17 protein-coding genes and 2 tRNA genes are annotated in these 16,722 nt (G+C 71.3%); 13 read left to right on the top strand and 6 right to left on the bottom strand.

What is annotated here, in order from left to right:
* The first annotated feature begins 4 nt into the window (after nucleotides 1-4).
* Nucleotides 5-2,077: a fructose-specific PTS transporter subunit EIIC gene (locus ACFRAL_RS11750; RefSeq protein ID WP_378883018.1), complete on the top strand. Its 2,073-nt coding sequence runs from the start codon at nucleotides 5-7 to the stop codon at nucleotides 2,075-2,077.
* 62 nt (nucleotides 2,078-2,139) lie between these two features.
* Nucleotides 2,140-2,409 carry an HPr family phosphocarrier protein gene (locus ACFRAL_RS11745; protein ID WP_336396900.1) on the top strand — a complete coding sequence of 90 codons (270 nt, stop codon included), beginning with the start codon at nucleotides 2,140-2,142 and terminating at the stop codon, nucleotides 2,407-2,409.
* Nucleotides 2,410-2,500: 91 nt separating this feature from the next.
* On the opposite strand, the gene ACFRAL_RS11740 is transcribed toward ACFRAL_RS11745, so the two are convergent.
* Nucleotides 2,501-3,139, bottom strand: coding sequence for an MBL fold metallo-hydrolase (locus ACFRAL_RS11740; RefSeq protein WP_378883015.1), 639 nt, complete (start codon nucleotides 3,137-3,139; stop codon nucleotides 2,501-2,503).
* Between the two features lie 118 nt (nucleotides 3,140-3,257).
* Between ACFRAL_RS11740 and ACFRAL_RS11735 the strand changes: the two genes are divergently transcribed.
* Nucleotides 3,258-3,333 (top strand) — tRNA-Glu (locus ACFRAL_RS11735).
* 41 nt (nucleotides 3,334-3,374) lie between these two features.
* Nucleotides 3,375-3,450: transfer RNA gene (locus tag ACFRAL_RS11730), tRNA-Glu, on the top strand.
* A gap of 74 nt (nucleotides 3,451-3,524) precedes the next feature.
* Here the strand turns inward: ACFRAL_RS11730 and ACFRAL_RS11725 are convergent.
* Nucleotides 3,525-4,721 (bottom strand): DUF4349 domain-containing protein, encoded by a 1,197-nt coding sequence (locus ACFRAL_RS11725; RefSeq protein WP_378883013.1) that lies wholly within the window; start codon nucleotides 4,719-4,721, stop codon nucleotides 3,525-3,527.
* Nucleotides 4,718-5,275 (bottom strand): RNA polymerase sigma factor, encoded by a 558-nt coding sequence (locus tag ACFRAL_RS11720; RefSeq protein WP_378883011.1) that lies wholly within the window; start codon nucleotides 5,273-5,275, stop codon nucleotides 4,718-4,720. Before ACFRAL_RS11720 ends, ACFRAL_RS11725 begins: the two co-directional genes overlap by 4 nt.
* Nucleotides 5,276-5,530: 255 nt before the next feature.
* Here ACFRAL_RS11720 and ACFRAL_RS11715 point away from each other — a divergent pair, with 255 nt between their 5' ends.
* The 8 genes from ACFRAL_RS11715 to ACFRAL_RS11680 all read left to right on the top strand — a co-directional run bounded on the left by ACFRAL_RS11715 (nucleotide 5,531) and on the right by ACFRAL_RS11680 (nucleotide 13,950).
* Complete coding sequence (locus ACFRAL_RS11715) at nucleotides 5,531-6,562, top strand: TerC family protein (protein WP_378883008.1); 1,032 nt, start codon at nucleotides 5,531-5,533, stop codon at nucleotides 6,560-6,562.
* A 51-nt stretch (nucleotides 6,563-6,613) separates the two neighbouring features.
* On the top strand, nucleotides 6,614-7,345 hold the full coding sequence (locus ACFRAL_RS11710) for a hypothetical protein (RefSeq protein ID WP_378883005.1): 732 nt from the start codon (nucleotides 6,614-6,616) through the stop codon (nucleotides 7,343-7,345).
* A gap of 182 nt (nucleotides 7,346-7,527) precedes the next feature.
* Nucleotides 7,528-9,009: a 3-isopropylmalate dehydratase large subunit gene (leuC, locus tag ACFRAL_RS11705; protein WP_378883002.1), complete on the top strand. Its 1,482-nt coding sequence runs from the start codon at nucleotides 7,528-7,530 to the stop codon at nucleotides 9,007-9,009.
* Nucleotide 9,010: 1 nt separating this feature from the next.
* Nucleotides 9,011-9,607: a 3-isopropylmalate dehydratase small subunit gene (leuD, locus tag ACFRAL_RS11700; protein WP_336396906.1), complete on the top strand. Its 597-nt coding sequence runs from the start codon at nucleotides 9,011-9,013 to the stop codon at nucleotides 9,605-9,607.
* A gap of 72 nt (nucleotides 9,608-9,679) precedes the next feature.
* On the top strand, nucleotides 9,680-11,062 hold the full coding sequence (gene murA / locus ACFRAL_RS11695; protein WP_336396907.1) for a UDP-N-acetylglucosamine 1-carboxyvinyltransferase: 1,383 nt from the start codon (nucleotides 9,680-9,682) through the stop codon (nucleotides 11,060-11,062).
* 3 nt (nucleotides 11,063-11,065) lie between these two features.
* Nucleotides 11,066-11,830 (top strand): lysophospholipid acyltransferase family protein, encoded by a 765-nt coding sequence (locus ACFRAL_RS11690; protein ID WP_336396908.1) that lies wholly within the window; start codon nucleotides 11,066-11,068, stop codon nucleotides 11,828-11,830.
* Nucleotides 11,820-12,956, top strand: a complete 1,137-nt coding sequence (locus ACFRAL_RS11685) for an NAD(P)H-dependent glycerol-3-phosphate dehydrogenase (RefSeq protein ID WP_336396909.1) — start codon at nucleotides 11,820-11,822, stop codon at nucleotides 12,954-12,956. The genes ACFRAL_RS11690 and ACFRAL_RS11685 overlap by 11 nt, the downstream gene beginning before the upstream one ends.
* Nucleotides 12,856-13,950 (top strand): D-alanine--D-alanine ligase family protein, encoded by a 1,095-nt coding sequence (locus tag ACFRAL_RS11680; RefSeq protein WP_378882996.1) that lies wholly within the window; start codon nucleotides 12,856-12,858, stop codon nucleotides 13,948-13,950. Before ACFRAL_RS11685 ends, ACFRAL_RS11680 begins: the two co-directional genes overlap by 101 nt.
* A 12-nt stretch (nucleotides 13,951-13,962) precedes the next feature.
* Here ACFRAL_RS11680 and ACFRAL_RS11675 read toward each other — a convergent pair whose 3' ends face one another.
* Nucleotides 13,963-14,460, bottom strand: coding sequence for a DUF3515 family protein (locus ACFRAL_RS11675; protein WP_336396911.1), 498 nt, complete (start codon nucleotides 14,458-14,460; stop codon nucleotides 13,963-13,965).
* 81 nt (nucleotides 14,461-14,541) lie between these two features.
* Between ACFRAL_RS11675 and thiL the strand changes: the two genes are divergently transcribed.
* A complete protein-coding gene (gene thiL, locus ACFRAL_RS11670) occupies nucleotides 14,542-15,537 on the top strand; it encodes a thiamine-phosphate kinase (RefSeq protein ID WP_378882993.1) in 996 nt (331 codons plus the stop codon).
* Between the two features lies 1 nt (nucleotide 15,538).
* Here thiL and rsmD read toward each other — a convergent pair whose 3' ends face one another.
* Together rsmD and ACFRAL_RS11660 are read right to left on the bottom strand one after the other, a co-directional pair.
* Nucleotides 15,539-16,102, bottom strand: coding sequence for a 16S rRNA (guanine(966)-N(2))-methyltransferase RsmD (gene rsmD / locus ACFRAL_RS11665; protein WP_336396913.1), 564 nt, complete (start codon nucleotides 16,100-16,102; stop codon nucleotides 15,539-15,541).
* The gene (locus ACFRAL_RS11660) at nucleotides 16,099-16,689 is read right to left on the bottom strand and encodes a 1-acyl-sn-glycerol-3-phosphate acyltransferase (protein WP_378882989.1); all 591 of its coding nucleotides are present in this window, start codon (nucleotides 16,687-16,689) and stop codon (nucleotides 16,099-16,101) included. Before ACFRAL_RS11660 ends, rsmD begins: the two co-directional genes overlap by 4 nt.
* Between the last annotated feature and the right edge of the window lie 33 nt (nucleotides 16,690-16,722).

Below are 16,722 nucleotides of genomic sequence, written 5' to 3'. Positions count from 1 at the left end.
CACCGTGTCCGACACCATCACGACAGGCCTGGTGAGCCTGGACGCCCCTCTGGGGGCCGACAAGTCCGCCGTCATCCGCTCGCTCGCCGCGCGCGTGGTCGCGCAGGGTCGCGCGACCGACGCCGAGGCGCTGTTCGACGACGCCTGGGCGCGCGAGCAGAAGGACGAGACCGGCCTTCCGGGCGGCATCGCCATCCCGCACGCGAAGAGCGCCGCCGTCACGACGCCGTCGCTCGCCTTCGCGCGGCTGAAGCCGGGCGTGGACTTCGGCGCCCCGGACGGCGCCGCAGACCTCGTCTTCCTGATCGCCGCGCCCGCGGACGCCGCGGAGGCGCACCTCGCGGTGCTCTCCAAGCTCGCGCGCAGCCTCATGCAGGAGGACTTCACCTCGGGTCTGCGGGCCGCGAAGACCGACGAGGAGGTCGTCACGATCGTGCAGGCGGCGATCGGCGAGGGCGGCGCCGCACCGGCGGCCGCGCCCGTCGCGGCGACCGCCCCGGCGGCAGCCGCCCCGGCCCCGGCGCCCGCCGCGGGGTCCGACATCGACGGCCGTCCCGCACGGATCGTCGCCGTGACGGCGTGCGCCACCGGCATCGCGCACACCTTCATGGCCGCCGACGCGCTGACCGCGGCGGGCAAGAAGGCGGGCGTCGATCTCGTCGTCGAGCCGCAGGGCTCCAGCGGCTACCAGGCGCTGCCCGGCGATGTCATCCGCGACGCCGACGCGGTGATCTTCGCCACGGACGTGGACGTGCGCGAGCCGCAGCGCTTCGCGGGCAAGCCCGTCGTCCGCGCGGGCGTCAAGCGGGGCATCGAGCAGCCCGGCCGGCTCATCGCCGAGGCGGTGGCCGCGGCCAAGGACCCCACGGCGACGCGCGTGGGCGGCGAGGCGGCCGCGGCGACGGCCGCTCCTGCCGAGACGATGTCGTGGGGCGCCCGCATCCAGCGCATCCTCCTCACCGGCGTCAGCTACATGATCCCCTTCGTCGCGGGCGGCGGCCTGCTCATCGCGCTGGGCTTCCTCCTGGGCGGCTACAACGTCACCGACAACGCCGCGAACGTCATCGTGCAGAATTCGCTGTGGGATCTGCCGACCGAGGAGATCACCTCGAACTACGGACCGCTCGGCCAGTACCTCGGCTCGGTGTTCTTCATGATCGGAAGCACCTCGATGGGCTTCCTGGTCTCGGCGCTCGCGGGCTACATCGCCTTCGCGATCGCCGACCGCCCGGGCATCGCGCCCGGCTTCGTCGCCGGCGCGGTCGCCGTGCTCATGAACGCCGGCTTCATCGGCGGCATCGTGGGCGGACTGCTCGCCGGAGTCACGGCATGGTGGATCGGATCGTGGCGCGTGCCCCGCTGGCTCCGCGGGCTCATGCCGGTCGTCATCATCCCGCTCCTCGCCTCGATCGTGGCATCCGGGCTGATGATCCTGTTCCTGGGACGCCCCATCGCGACGCTGATGGAGTGGCTCAACGTCTGGCTGACCGATCTCGCCGGCACGGCGGGCATCGTGGTCGTGGGCGTCATCCTCGGACTCATGATGTGCTTCGACCTCGGCGGTCCGATCAACAAGGTCGCGTACGCCTTCGCCGTGGCGGGGCTCGCCGCCGGGTCGCCCGAGAACCCGACGCCGTACTACATCATGGCCGCCGTGATGGCCGCGGGGATGGTGCCGCCGCTCGCGATGGCGCTCGCCTCGACCGTCCTCGCACGCAACCTGTTCCCGCCCGTCGAGCGGGAGAACGGCAAGGCGGCGTGGCTCCTCGGCGCCGCCTTCATCAGCGAGGGCGCCATCCCCTTCGCCGCCGCGGATCCGCTGCGCGTCATCCCCGCCTCCATGGTGGGCGGCGCGGTGACCGGCGCGCTGAGCATGGCGTTCGCGGTGCAGTCGCTCGCCCCGCACGGCGGCGTGTTCGTGCTGTTCGCGATCAATCCCATCTGGGGCTTCCTGGTGGCGATCGCCGCCGGAACCGTGGTGACCGCCCTCATCGTCGTCGCCCTCAAGAGGTGGGTGGGCCGCAAGGAGCTCGAAGAGGCCGAGGCGCCCGACACGGCCGTACCCGTGGCGGCCTGAGGCCTCCTCAGACAGAATCGGAAAGTCGGCCGGTCGAGGTCCGACGCAGACAGGAGAGAACCATGGCAGAACGTCAGGCCACCATCGCCAGCAGCTCGGGGCTGCACGCGCGCCCCGCGAAGCTCTTCGTGCAGGCGGTGCAGGCGCAGTCCGTCCCCGTCACGATCGCCGTCGACGGCGGCCCCGACCTGAACGCGGGCAGCATCCTGTCGCTCATGGGCCTGGGTGCATCGCAGGGGACGGTCGTGACGCTCAAGGCCGAGGGGGACGGCGCCGACGAGGCTCTCGACGCGCTCGTCGCACTCCTGGAGACCGACCTCGACGCCCAGTAGAGAACCGCTCCGGCCCGAGGCCGGGAAGACGTGACGACGGATGCCGCGGGTCGAAGCCGCTGCGGCATCCGTCGTCCGCGTCCGGGGAGCGTCAGATGTCGGTGCTCTGACCGGGGTCGAGCACGACGAGCTCGCCGCCGCCCTGCTCGGCCGCCCACCGCAGCCGGGACCTTCCCATGTCGCGTCCGGCCACGGACAGCGTCATGTCGTGCGTGCCGAACACCCGCCGCGGGGCCACCGCGAGCACGAAGTCCATGGCCTCGCCGATCTTGAGCCACGGCGCGCCCACGGGGGAGGCGAGAAGCTTCACGTCGCGGCCATCGGGGACGGCGTAGGAGTCGCCGGGGTAGTAGAACTGGTCGTTCACCAGCACGCCGACGTTGTCGACCACGGGGATCGTCTCGTGGATCACCGCGTGCCTGCCGCCGAAGAACTCGAGGCGGAACGGGTCGGCCTCCACGACGTCACCGGGGTGCACGATCGTGATGTCGTACCCCGCGGCGGCCCTCGCCACCCCCTCGGGGCCGTAGATCGGGACGCCGGGCGAGGTCGCCAGGATCCGGTCCAGGTGGTCCGGCGTCCAGTGGTCGGGGTGCTCGTGGGTGAGGACGACCGCCACGACGGGTTCGAGCTCGCCCAGGGGCGCGGTGAAGGATCCGGGGTCGATGATGAGCGTCCGTCCGGCGTCGACGAGGGTGACGGTCGCGTGCTCGAACTTGGTGACTCGCATGCGTCGAGTCAACCGCCACCCGCCCACCGGAGCAAGCGCGACCCGAGGGCGGGGCCGCCGGCGGCACCGATTTGGAGAGGGAATGCGCGCCGTGGCATAATCGAACGGTTGCCTGAACGGCCCCATCGTATAGCGGCCTAGTACGCCGCCCTCTCACGGCGGTAACGCGGGTTCGAATCCCGCTGGGGTCACCAGTCGGGCAACACCGTCGCAGTTCAGCTGCGGCACGCTGTACGGCCCCATCGTATAGCGGCCTAGTACGCCGCCCTCTCACGGCGGTAACGCGGGTTCGAATCCCGCTGGGGTCACCACGGCGAAGAGCCCCCGGTCCATGCGGACCGGGGGCTCTTCTCATCATCGCCTCAGCCGGGCTGACGCGGGCGTGTCACTGCGGGCGATCCTCGTGCGCCTCCGCCGCGGATGCCGGCGTCGGGGTCGACCCGTCGGCGGTGCGCGACTGCCTCCGCCGGCCGCGGACCAGGTGCACGATGCCCCAGACGAGGAGCGCCGCGAACGCGGCGACGGCCAGCCACGGGATCAGGAACCCGATGGCCACGACGATGCCGTTCAGCGTCGCGACGAGCCCGTTCCACCCGGCCGCGAGCCCGTCGCCGAAGCCGGCGGGGTCTGCGGCGACGATGTCGACCTCGGGCACCACCGTCACCGACAGCGTGGACATGGCGACCTGGTCGTCCAGCATCTCGAGCTGCTGCTGGTACGACTCCAGCTGCGCCTGGCGCTCCGAAAGGGCGGACTCCGCGGTGAGGAGGTCGGCGACCGTCTCCGCCTGCGCCATGAGGTCGGTGAGGCGATCGACGGAGGCCTGCGCCGCGTCGATTCGCGCCTGCAGGTCGACCGTCTGCTCCGTGACGTCCTGGCGATCGACGCTCGACGCGGTCACCTCGCCGACATCGTCCAGCTCGCCGATGACGCTCGCCAGCTCGTCGGCGGGCACCCGGACGGTGATCCACGCCCCGTCGGTCGGCACCGGATAAGGGTACGGATACGAGCTGTCGTAGACGACCCCGCCTTCCATGGGTTCGAGGGGCTGGACGCTGCCGTCACGGCCCACGCTCATCGACTCGACGTAGCCGCCGTGGGCGACCGCCGAATTGCCGATGGACCGCGCGGCGGCATCGGCATCGTCGACCTCGACGGTGGCCGTCGCCGTGGTGATGATGTCGCGCTCGGACTGCGCGACGCCGGAGGCATCGTCGGAGGCGCCCGGCGCAGTGGTGAGCCCTTCCGGCCCGCGCGACTCCTCCGCGGGGGCGTCGAATGCCGCGCCGCCGCCGTCGGAGTCGGCGGGGGCGAGCGGAGCGACGGCGGACTGGTCCGAGGCGCCGCCGACTCCGCCCACGAGCTGACCCACCGACGGCGCGATCACCGCCGCGACGACGATGACCGCGGCCGCGGCGCCGCCCGCCACCCACAGCCGGCTCCGGCGGCGACCGCGCGCCGAGCGCTGGGATCGCTCGCGGGCGATGTCGGAGAAGAGCGCGTCCTCGATCTCGTCGATGCGCTCGTCGCTCAGTTCGGGGAGGGGCGCCGGGGTGCCGGCGGCCGGGTGCTGGGTGCTCATGTGCTCTCCTTCACGACAGTCCGCAGTCGGGTGCGGATGCGGGAGAGACGATTGCGGACCACACCGTGCGCGACCCCGAGCTCGTCGGCGGCAGCCTGATACGCGTAACCCTCCGTGGCGCAGAGCCGGAAGATCGCGCGGTCGAGCTCGCCGAGGCCGGCGACCTCCTTCAGGATCGCCTCGGCGAGCCGCTCGTCGATCACCTGCTGCTCGACGTCCACCGTCGCCGGCAGGCTCTCGTCAGCGGGCGCCGCGGTGTGCTCGCGGTCGCGCCGCTGCCGTCGGACGCGGTTGGCGGATTGGAATCGGCAGATGGTCGCGAGCCACGGCAGCAGCGACTCGCCCGCGAGGTCGAAGCCCGGCAGTTTCCGCCAGGCGACGAGGAACGTCTCCTGCGTGACCTCCTCGGCATCGGCGGGGTTGCCGACCAGACCGTGTGCGAGCCAGTACACCGGACGCACATAGGCGCGGTACAGCGCGCGGAATGCGCGCTCGCTCCCACCCGCGGCCAGCGCCACGCGCTCGGCGTCGCCGGCCGGAATCTCGCCTTCCATCCCCATCCTCCGCATTGTCTCTCACCGTGTCAGTGTCCGCACCGGTCGGATCGTCTCGCCCGCGGGGGAGAGCCCCTCGTCAGGCTGTATCCTTGGGCGAGCGAGAGGGAGTATCCCGTCATCGCGCATCCGTCATCACGGGTCCCGACAGTGCGACCCCGGGTGCGCACCGCGGGCCAGGCGGCCGGCGGGGGAGAGACTTTCGGCGTCGACCGACCCCTCGTCTTCTTCCCCTCCCGTTCGGAAAGGCCCTGAATGGACCTCGTTCTCCCCCTGTGGTTCGAGATCGGATCCCTCGTGATCCTCTCGCTCATCCTCCTGGCGGACCTCCTGCTCATCCTGAAGCGGCCGCACATCCCGTCGACCCGGGAGTCGACGCTGTGGGTGATCTTCTACGTGACCCTCGCCCTCCTCTTCGCGGGCGTCATGTGGGTCATCGCCGGGCCCGAGTACGCCGGGCAGTTCGTCGCCGGATGGCTGACCGAGTACAGCCTCTCGATCGACAACCTCTTCGTCTTCGTGCTCATCATGAGCCAGTTCGCGGTGCCGCGCCGCTACCAGCAGGAAGTCCTGATGGTCGGCATCATCATCGCCCTCGTCCTCCGCGGGATCTTCATCCTCGTGGGGGCCGCCGTCATCGAGCAGTTCAGCTGGGTGTTCTACATCTTCGGCGCGTTCCTCGTCTGGACCGCCTGGCGTCAGGCGTTCCCCGGCGGCGCCCACGACGACGAGGTCAAGCAGGAGGCGTTCGTCGTCCGCATGCTGCGTCGCACCATCGACATCAGCGACCACTACGACGGGGCGAAGATCCGCACCGTCGTCGACGGCAAGAAGATGTGGACGCCGATGATCATCGTCTTCGCGGCGATCGGCGTGACCGACCTGCTGTTCGCGATCGACTCGATCCCGGCGATCTTCGGCATCACGCAGAGCGCGTTCATCGTCTTCACCGCGAACATCTTCGCCCTCATGGGCCTGCGGCAGCTGTACTTCCTCCTCGGGGACCTCCTGGACCGGCTGCGCTACCTCCACTACGGCATCGCCTTCATCCTCGCCTTCATCGGCCTCAAGCTCGTCTTCCACGCCATGCACGTCAACGAGCTGCCGTTCATCAACAACGGCGAGCACATCGAGTGGGCTCCCGAGATCTCGACCTGGATGTCGCTGGCCGTGATCGTGCTGTCGATGGCCGTCGCGACCGTGGCGAGCCTGGTGGCCTCGGCGCGCGAGCGGCGGCGTGCGGTCGAAGATGCCCCGGCTCCCCGCGCGAGCGACAACCACGCCTGACCTCCCGCCGACCCCGTTGCCCGCCCCTGGACGCGGTGCGATACTGCGTCCATGGGCAGCGGGGGGATCCCCCGTGAGGGGGCACTCGAGGCGGAGCTGTCCGCCCTGAGGACGCGCGCCTACGGCGTCGACGCCGACATCGACTCCGACCCCGCGGCTCTGGCGCGTCTGGCCGAGCTCGAGCAGCTGCACGCGGCGGCGACCTCGGCCGGACACGAGCCGGAGCCGCTCACCCGCGGCGCCGAGCCCCCGTCCCCGTCATCCGGCGACCTGCGCGGCCCCGGTGCGCGCGCCTGGTGGCGCCGGACCCGCGGCGGTGCCCTCGCGGCGGGCGCGGCGATGACCCTCGCGGCCGTCCTCGCAGTCCTGGGCTGGATGTGGTGGACGGCGCCGCGTCCGGACGCGACGCTGCAGCGGACGGATGCCGCACCGAGCGAACAGGTGCTGCGCCTGGCGGACTATGCGCGCCGCCAGCTGGTCATGAAGTCGACGCTGCGCGCGTTCGAGCCGGTCCTGGGGCTGGAGGTCTGGTCGGCGCAGAGCACGTTCGGCAGCACCTGTCTGCTGATCTTCGAGCCCGCCAGCGACGAGCTGCTCGCGATCGGGTGCGCCCCCGCGCCCGCCGAGCCGATCGCCGAGATCTACGACGTCCCCGTGGAGTGGAATGAGGAGTGGGTGGACCGCTTCCCCACCGGCACGGTGGTGCGCTTCATGAAGCACGGCGACGCCGTCGACGTCTGGATCCACGAGGGTGCGGTCCCCGCCGTGCCGCCCGCCCCATGACGACTCCCGTGACGCCGCCGGGCGGGTCGGCGGCGCGGCGGTGGTACCCTGGGCACGTGCGGATCGCTCGCCTTCTCCTTAGCGGCCGCGACGAGTCCTAGTTCCCAGGCCTCCCTCGTCGCGGAGTTCGTCGCGGGCCCCACCCCATGCGGGCACAGTCCCCAGAGGAGAACGACAGAGCAATGAGCATGACCGATGCGTCCCGTATCGCCGACATCCCCGAGCGTCCTCGCACGCTGGCCGAGAAGGTCTGGGACGACCACGTCGTCGTCCGAGGCGATGACGGTCAACCGGATCTGATCTACATCGACCTGCACCTCGTCCACGAGGTGACCAGCCCGCAGGCCTTCGACGGACTGCGGGCCGAGGGCCGGCCCGTGCGCCGGCTCGACCTCACGATCGCGACCGAGGACCACAACACCCCGACGCTCGACATCGACAAGCCGATCGCCGACCTGACCAGCCGCACCCAGATCGAGACGCTCCGCCGCAACGCCGCCGAGTTCGGGGTGCGCCTGCACTCGCTGGGCGACAAGGAGCAGGGCATCGTCCACGTCGTCGGTCCCCAGCTCGGCCTCACCATGCCGGGCATCACCGTGGTCTGCGGCGACTCGCACACCTCCACGCACGGCGCCTTCGGTGCGATGGCCTTCGGCATCGGCACGAGCGAGGTCGAGCACGTGCTGGCAACGCAGACGCTGCCCCTGAAGCCGTTCAAGACGATGGCGATCACGGTCGAGGGCGAGCTGAAGCCCGGCGTCACGGCGAAGGACATCATCCTCGCCGTCATCGCCAAGATCGGCACCAACGGCGGGCAGGGCTACGTGCTGGAGTTCCGCGGCAGCGCCATCCGGTCGCTGTCGATGGAAGGCCGCATGACGATCTGCAACATGTCGATCGAGGCGGGTGCGCGGGCCGGCATGGTCGCCCCCGACGAGACGACGTTCGCCTACCTGGAGGGCCGTGCACACGCCCCGAAGGGCGAGGACTGGGACGACGCCGTCGCCTACTGGCGCACGCTCCCCAGCGATGAGGGCGCCGTCTACGACGCCGAGGTCTTCCTCGACGCGAACGAGCTCGAGCCGTTCGTCACATGGGGCACGAACCCCGGGCAGGGCGTGTCGCTGAGCGACGCGGTGCCCTCGCCCGACGACTTCGCCGACCCGAACGAGCGCGCCGCCGCGGAGCGCGCGCTCGAGTACATGGATCTGACGCCGGGCACGCCGCTGAAGCAGGTGCCGGTCGACGCCGTCTTCATGGGCTCCTGCACGAACAGCCGCATCGAGGACCTCCGCGCGTTCGCGTCGATCATCGAGGGCCGCAAGAAGGCCGACGGGGTCCGCGTCATGGTGGTGCCGGGGTCCGCGCGCGTCCGCCTGGAGGCGGAGGCCGAAGGACTCGACAAGGTCTTCGAGGACTTCGGGGCGGAATGGCGCTTCGCCGGGTGCTCGATGTGCCTGGGCATGAATCCCGATCAGCTCGCGCCGGGGGAGCGCTGCGCGTCCACGAGCAACCGCAACTTCGAGGGCCGCCAGGGCAAGGGCGGGCGGACGCACCTCGTCTCGCCGCTGGTGGCCGCGGCGACCGCGGTCCTGGGGCGCCTCGCGAGCCCGAGCGATCTTCCCGCGCCCGTCGCGGCCGGCGCCGAGAGCACGGAGGCCTGACATGGAGAAGTTCACGACGCACACCGGGATCGCGGCGCCGCTGCGCCGCTCCGCGGTCGACACGGACCAGATCATCCCCGCCGTCTACCTCAAGCGGGTCACCAAGACCGGCTTCGAGGACGCCCTGTTCGCCAGCTGGCGCCAGGACCCCGAGTTCGTGCTCAACCGGCCGGCGTACGCCGGCGCCAGCATCCTCGTGGCCGGCCCCGACTTCGGCACCGGCTCCAGCCGTGAGCACGCGGTGTGGGCGCTGCGGGACTTCGGCTTCAAGGTCGTGCTGAGCCCTCGGTTCGCCGACATCTTCCGCGGCAACGCCGGCAAGCAGGGCCTGGTCGCGGGCGTGATCTCCGAGGCGGACCTCGAGGCCGCGTGGGCTGCCATCGAGGCGGACCCGGGCGTCAGCATGACGGTCGACCTCGAAGCGCGCACCGCGTCGATCGGCACGCTGGAGGTCCCTTTCGAGATCGATGATTACACTAGGTGGCGGCTTCTCGAAGGGCTCGACGACATCGGGCTCACACTGCGCAACGAAGACGCGATCTCGCAGTTCGAGGCTCGCCGAGAGGCGTGGCGGCCGCGGACGCTTCCCGTTCCGTAAGCCGGGTCGGATGCCCCACCAGGGCGCCCGACCGCCGCAGACACCCTCGAGCAACCAAGTGAGGATCATCGGATGAAGCCGCTTCTGAATGTCGCCGCAGGCGAGAGCGCAGCCGCGAAGACGGGGGAGCAGGAAGTGACGGGTGAGGTCCTCGCGATCCGGGGCGGACGCCCGCTCACGGGCCGCGTCGAGGTCAAGGGCGCCAAGAACCTCGTCACCAAGGCGATGGTCGCCGCCCTCCTGGGCGACACCACGAGCATCCTGCGCGACGTGCCCGACATCAGCGACGTCCAGGTGGTCCGATCGCTCCTGGAGGTCCACGGCGTCCGCGTGTGGGACGGCGAGGAGGAGGGGACGATCCACCTCGACCCCAGCGGTGCGGTCGCTGCCCACTTCGAGGAGATCGACGCGCACGCCGGGGCATCCCGCATCCCGATCCTGTTCTGCGGCCCGCTGCTGCACCTGCTCGGCGAGGCCCTCATCCCCGACCTCGGCGGGTGCCGCATCGGCGACCGGCCGATCAACTTCCACATGGACGCGCTGCGCGCGTTCGGCGCCGTCGTCGACAAGAGCTACGAGGGCATCCGGATCACGGCACCCGACGGGCTCCACGGCGCGAACATCGAGCTGCCGTATCCCAGCGTCGGGGCGACCGAGCAGGTGCTGCTCACGGCCGTCCGCGCGAAGGGCGTCACCGAGCTGCGGAACGCCGCCATCGAGCCCGAGATCATGGATCTCATCGCCGTGCTGCAGAAGATGGGCGCCATCATCTCGTACGAGCCGAACCGCGTCATCTTCATCGAGGGCGTCGACTCGCTGCGCGGCTACGACCACCGCGCGATCTTCGACCGCAACGAGGCAGCCTCGTGGGCCTGCGCGGCGCTGGCGACGGACGGCGACATCTTCGTCGGCGGTGCGCGGCAGCAGGAGATGCTGACGTTCCTCAACGTCTTCCGCAAGGCCGGCGGCTGGTTCGACGTGCGCGAGGACGGCATCCAGTTCCGCCGCGGCGGTGCGCTCAAGGCCGTCATGGTCGAGACGGACGTCCACCCGGGCTTCATGACCGACTGGCAGCAGCCGCTCATCGTGGCTCTGACGCAGGCCGAGGGCACCTCGATCGTGCACGAGACCGTCTACGAGAACCGGCTCGGCTTCACCGACGCGCTGAACCAGATGGGCGCCGACATCGTCGTGCACGCGAGCGGTCTGGACTCGCAAGGCCGACGCGTCCCGCGTCGCGCCCTCGAGCAGGCGGCCGTCATCAACGGTCCGACTCCGCTGCACGGCGCCGACGTCGTCGTTCCCGACCTGCGGGGCGGCTACAGCTACGTCATCGCCGCCCTCGCGGCCGAGGGCGAGTCGATCGTCCGCAACGTCGGCATCATCCGCCGCGGCTACGAGAAGTTCTTTGCCAAGCTCGACATGCTGGGCGCCGACTTCGACGTCATCGGATAGTCCGTGGCGACCCATCGTCCGCGCGCGTCCGCGGAGAAGACGCGACCCAGCATCTTCTGGCCCCTGGCCGCCATCGTCGTGCCGCTCGTGAGCCTGGTGTTCAAGGTCGAGGTCGAGGGCTCCGAGAAGCTGCCGCGAGACGGCGCGTACGTGGTCGCGCCGAACCACGTGAGTGAGATCGACCCGCTCGTCGTCGCCCTCGCGGTATGGCGGATGGGACGCGCGCCGCGGTTCATGGCGAAGGAGAGCCTCTTCCGCGTGCCGGTGCTGGGGTGGATCCTGCGTGCGACCGGGATGATCCCCGTCGCCCGCACCACGTCCGCCACCGCCGCACGGGCGACGCTCGCAGCCTCCGAGACGCTGGCCCGCAACGGGCGGGGCGTCATCGTCTACCCCGAGGGCTCGCTCACCCGCGACCCGGATCTGTGGCCCATGCGGGGGAAGACGGGTGCGGTGCGCCTGGCACTGGGCGGGGGCATCCCCGTCATCCCGATGGCGCAATGGGGAGCCCAGCAGGTGATGCCCCGGTACGGCAAGCTGAAGCTCTGGCCGCTCCGCCGGCGCGTGCGCGTGATCGTGGGCGATCCCGTCGACCTGTCGGCGTACGCCGGGCGAGCGTCGTCGCAGAGCGCGCTCGTCGAGGCGACCGACGTCGTCATGGCCGACATCGCGGGGCTGCTCTCGCAGCTGCGCGGCGAGCCCGCACCGGCCGAGCGATGGAATCCGGCCGATCACGGGCAGAAGGAGACCGGTCGCCTTGAGTCGTAGGCACGACGCCGCCCGCCCGCGCGTCGCCGTGGTGGGCGCGGGAAGCTGGGGCACGACGTTCGGCAAGATCCTGGCCGACGGCGGCGCGCACGTCACCATGTGGGCCCGCCGTCCGGAGCTGGCGAGCGAGATCCAGGAGGCCAAGCGCAACAGCGAGTACCTCCCGGGGATCAACCTGCCCCGGTCGATGCAGGCCACGCACCACCTGTCGGAGGCGCTCGAGGGCGCCGACCAGGTCTACCTCTCGATCCCCAGCCAGGCGGTGCGCCAGAACCTCAAGGCCGTGCGACCGCTGATCACGCAGTCCGACGCGCCCATCGTGTCGCTCATGAAGGGCGTCGAGCGTCGCACGGGCCTGCGGATGAGCCAGGTGATCGAGCAGGAGCTGCACTGCGACCCCGCGCGCATCGCGGTGGCCTCAGGGCCCAACCTCGCGCTCGAGATCGCCCGCGAGCAGCCCACTGCGGCCGTCATCTCGTCGACGAGCCAGGAGACGGCCGAGGCGGTGGCGCGTCTCGCGCGCAACCGGTACTTCCGGACGTTCGTGAACACCGACGTCATCGGGACCGAGTTCGGCGGCGTGCTGAAGAACCTCATCGCCGTGGCGATCGGCATCGTCGACGGCGTGGGGTACGGCGAGAACACCAAGGCGTCCATCATCACGCGCGGGCTGGTCGAGATGACCGACTTCGCGGTCGCCTTCGGCGCCCAGGCGGAGACGCTGCAGGGCCTCGCGGGCCTCGGCGACCTCATCGCGACGTGCCAGTCTCCGCTCAGCCGCAACAACACCGCCGGGCGCCTGCTCGGACAGGGCTACCGCTTCGACGACGTCGTCAAGCAGATGAATCAGACCGCGGAGGGGCTGGCATCCGTCGCCCCCATCCTTCAGCTGGCGCGCGAGGTGGGTGTGCAGATGCCCATCGTCGAGCAGGTCAAGATGGTGCTGGACGGCACCATGAACCCCCGCGACATCGCGCCGCACCTGACGACCGACGACGACACCCCCCAGGGCGAGAGGACGACGAATGGACAAGCCGGCGGTGGCGGTGCTCTTTGGCGGTCGATCCAGCGAGCACTCGATCAGTTCCGCAACGGCGGGCGGGGTGCTGCGGGCGATCGATCGTGACCGCTACCGGGTGATCCCGATCGGGATCACCCGTGACGGGGTGTTCGTCCTCGAGGACGACGACCCCGACAAGTTCGCCCTGGACGCCGACCGTCTTCCCGAGGTCGCCGACAACGGCACCCGCGTGGTGTGGCCGGAAGGCGGCGGCGACCGCGTGCTGCGCGTGCGCCGCGCGGACGGAGCGGTGGACGAGCTCGGCGACGTCGACGTGGTCCTCCCGATCCTCCACGGCCTCCATGGCGAGGACGGCACGGTGCAGGGCTTCTTCGACACCCTCGGCATCCCGTACGCCGGCGGCGGCGTCCTGGACTCCGCGCTGTGCATGGACAAGCACTTCATGAAGATCGTGCTCGCGGCGGCGGGGGTGCCGGTCTCGCCGTCGGTGACGATCAGCCGCGCGCGGTGGGAACACGACCCGGAGGGAGTGCGGTCGGATGCCGCGGCTCTGGGCGAGCCCACGTTCGTCAAGCCCGCGCGCGCGGGGTCGAGCGTCGGCGTCTCGAAGGTGCATGACGCGTCCGAGCTGGACGCGGCGCTGGCCCTGGCGTTCGCCGAGGACGACAAGGTGCTCATCGAGGCCGCCATCGTCGGTCGCGAGGTCGAGGTCGCGATCCTGGAGGGCCGTGACGGCGCGGCTGCGCGCGCCTCGCTTCCCGGAGAGATCGTGCTCACCACCCGCGAGTTCTACGACTTCGAGGGCAAGTACCTCGGCGGAGACGGCGCAGACGTGGTGTGTCCCGCGGACCTCTCCGCCGATGAGATCGCGCGGATCCAGGAGCTCGGCATCCGTGCCTTCGAAGCGGTCGACGGCAAGGGCCTCGCGCGCGTCGACTTCTTCCTGGCGGAGGACGGCCTGTACGTCAACGAGCTCAACACGATGCCGGGCTTCACACCGATCTCGATGTTCCCGAAGTGCTGGATCGCATCGGGCATGTCGTATCCGGAGCTCATCGCCGAACTCATCGACACCGCGCTCGAGCGCGCCGGGGCGTAGCCGGCGGCCGGCTCACCCGCCGGACGTGGCGTCCGGAATCAGCTCCTCGGTGAGGGTGCACTCGCGCTGAACGGTCGTGCCGCCCAGCACCGCCGTCTCGGCGAGCTGTGTCAGCGCCTCGTTCGGGGACACCGACTCGTTGTCGATGAACACCTCGACCGCCGGGGTCCGGCCGTAGGTGGTGACCAGGTAGCGAGGCGCCTGCGACTCGTCGACGATCCAGTCGACGCCGCCGAGCGTGATGCACCGCGCCTCCGTCGGCCCGGGCTCCTCGACGCCGCACCGCAGCAGCACCGCCGACGGCTCACCCCACGCGCCGGTCGCCTGGGCGTCGGTCCACCGCCGGGGCTGGCCGTCGACCGTGCCGGGCAGGCGCACGCTCACCTCGGCGCATGCGGCATCGTTCGCCTGCTCCGCGGGCTGCAGATCGACCGTCGTCGAGCAGCCGGTCAGGCCGATCACGGCCGCCGCGGCGAATCCAGCGGCGAGGACGGGGGAGAGCAGACGCACCCCTCCAGGCTAACCGGCGGGACGACTCTGCCCCGCCGGCGGGTACCCGGCGATCGGCGGTCGCGACGGTAGCGTGGTCGTGTGGGCGACGAGCGCAGTGATCCGACGGTGGGCGAGCTGAGCGAGGGGCAGATCCTCGCCCGGATCCTCGAGCGCCTCGGGGCGTCCGACGCGATCGTCGGTCCGGGCGACGACGCCGCGGTGCTCGCCGCCGCCGACGGCCGCGTCGTCGCATCGGTCGACACGCTGGTGCACGGTCCGGACTTCCGGCTGGCGTGGTCGAGCGGATACGACCTCGGCTTCAAGGCCGCCGCCGTCAACCTCGCCGACATCGCGGCCATGGGCGCCACGCCCACGGCTCTCCTCGTGGCGCTCGCGATGCCGGAGGGCACGCGTCTGTCGTTCGTGACCGATCTGGCCGATGGCCTGCGCGCGGCGTGCCGGGAGCTGGCCCCCGGGTGTCGCGTCGAAGGCGGCGATCTGACCGTCTCGGACACGCTCACCATCGCCGTCACTGCGCTCGGCGCCCTGGCCGGACGTGAGCCGGTGCGCCGCTCGGGCGCCCGTCCGGGCGACGTGGTGGCGGTGGCCGGTGATCCCGGCCGCGCAGCACGCGGCCTCCGCGTCCTGTTCCAGCGGTTCACGGATGCGGCGGGGGCGCCGGTCCCGGTCGACGAGAGCGTGCTCAGCCCCGCCGAGCGCGCCGACCTCGCCGCGCAGCTGCGCCCGTCGCCGCCGATCCCGTTCGGCCCCGAAGCCGCCGATGCGGGCGCGACGGCGATGATGGACGTGTCGGACGGACTCGTCCTCGACGCCTCGCGCATGGCCACGGCATCCGGTGTCACGATCGCGCTCGAGTCGACGCTGCTCGGGCCCGACGCCGCCGACGCGCTCTCGGGCGGCGAGGACCACGCGCTGCTGGCGACGTTCCCCGGCGAACGGCACCTGCCGCATGGGTTCCGGCGCGTCGGCACGGTGCAGCCGAGGGGTGAGGCGGGGGTTCTCGTGGACGGTCTCGCGTACGAGGGACGATCGGGCTGGGATCCCTACCGCGACTGGGACGAGCGCACCGGCTGACTCAGCCGGGCGTGGTCGCCCACCACAGGGCGGTGTCGCCGTACCGCTTCGAGCGGGTCGCGATGAGCCCTGGGGGCAACGTCGGCTCGGGTGAGCGCGCGGCGCGCTCGATGACGATCTCCGCGCCCGGCGACACGCGGGGCAGCAGCAGCGAGAGCGTCGACGCCAGCTCTGTCTCTCCGACGTCGTACGGCGGGTCCAGGAACACCAGGTCGAACGCCCGCGGGGAGGATCTCAGGAACGCGTCGGCGGAGCTGCGGTGCACGCGGATCGCGGCATCGGTCCCCACCGCCTTCGCGACGCGACCGGCGTTGCGCTGCGCGACCGACGCCGCGCGCGCGGACTTCTCGACCAGGTCGGCGGATGCCGCGCCCCGGCTCACCGCCTCGAGTCCCAGCGCGCCGGAGCCGGCGTAGAGGTCGAGCACGGCGGCACCCCGGAGCGCGTCGGCCGATTCCAGGGCGCCGAAGAGGGATTCGCGCACGCGATCGCTCGTCGGCCGGGTGCCCGCGTCGGGTACATCGATCACGAGCGAGCCTGCACGGCCGGCGATGATGCGCGTCATCCCCTCACGATATCTCCGGTGGAATCCTCCTCCCGGAGGCGCGGCTCGGTGCGCAGCTCGGGGCGCAGCCCGGCCTTGTCGGCGTAGAACGCGCGGATGACGTCCATGTCGGCCCGCACGTCGCCGGTGAGCGCGATGGTCGGGCCGAGACCCGTCGTCATCGTGGTGCGGTCGACGTATCCGAGGGTGACCGGGAGCCGGGCCTCCCGGGCGATCCGGTAGAAGCCGGACTTCCAGTAGGAGCCCGGGCCACGGGTGCCCTCGGGGGTGACGACGAGGCCGAAGGGCTCGCCCGCCTGCATCTGCGCCACGACATCGGCGACGACCCGCGACGGGTCCGATCGGTCGACGGGGATGCCGCCGAGGCGGCGCATCAGCGGTCCCCTCCACCCGCGGAAGAGGCTCGCCTTGCCGAGCCAGCGGACCGGCATCCCCAGCCGCCAGGCGATGCCGAGCATGAGGACGAAGTCCCAGTTGGACGTGTGCGGAACACCCAGCAGGACGGTGGGGCGGCCCGGTGCCGGCTCGGTCGAGAGCGTCCACCGACTGCAGGCCCAGTAGACGCGGGAGAGGAGTCGTCGGAGCATCCCGCAACCTTACGTTTTCCGGCTGTGGCCGAG

Origin of the sequence: Microbacterium sp. NPDC056736, assembly GCF_042790415.1 — a bacterium.
GTDB lineage: Bacteria > Actinomycetota > Actinomycetes > Actinomycetales > Microbacteriaceae > Microbacterium.
Note: the sequence above shows the minus strand (reverse complement) of the source record. Positions and strands in the feature narration are given on the sequence as shown.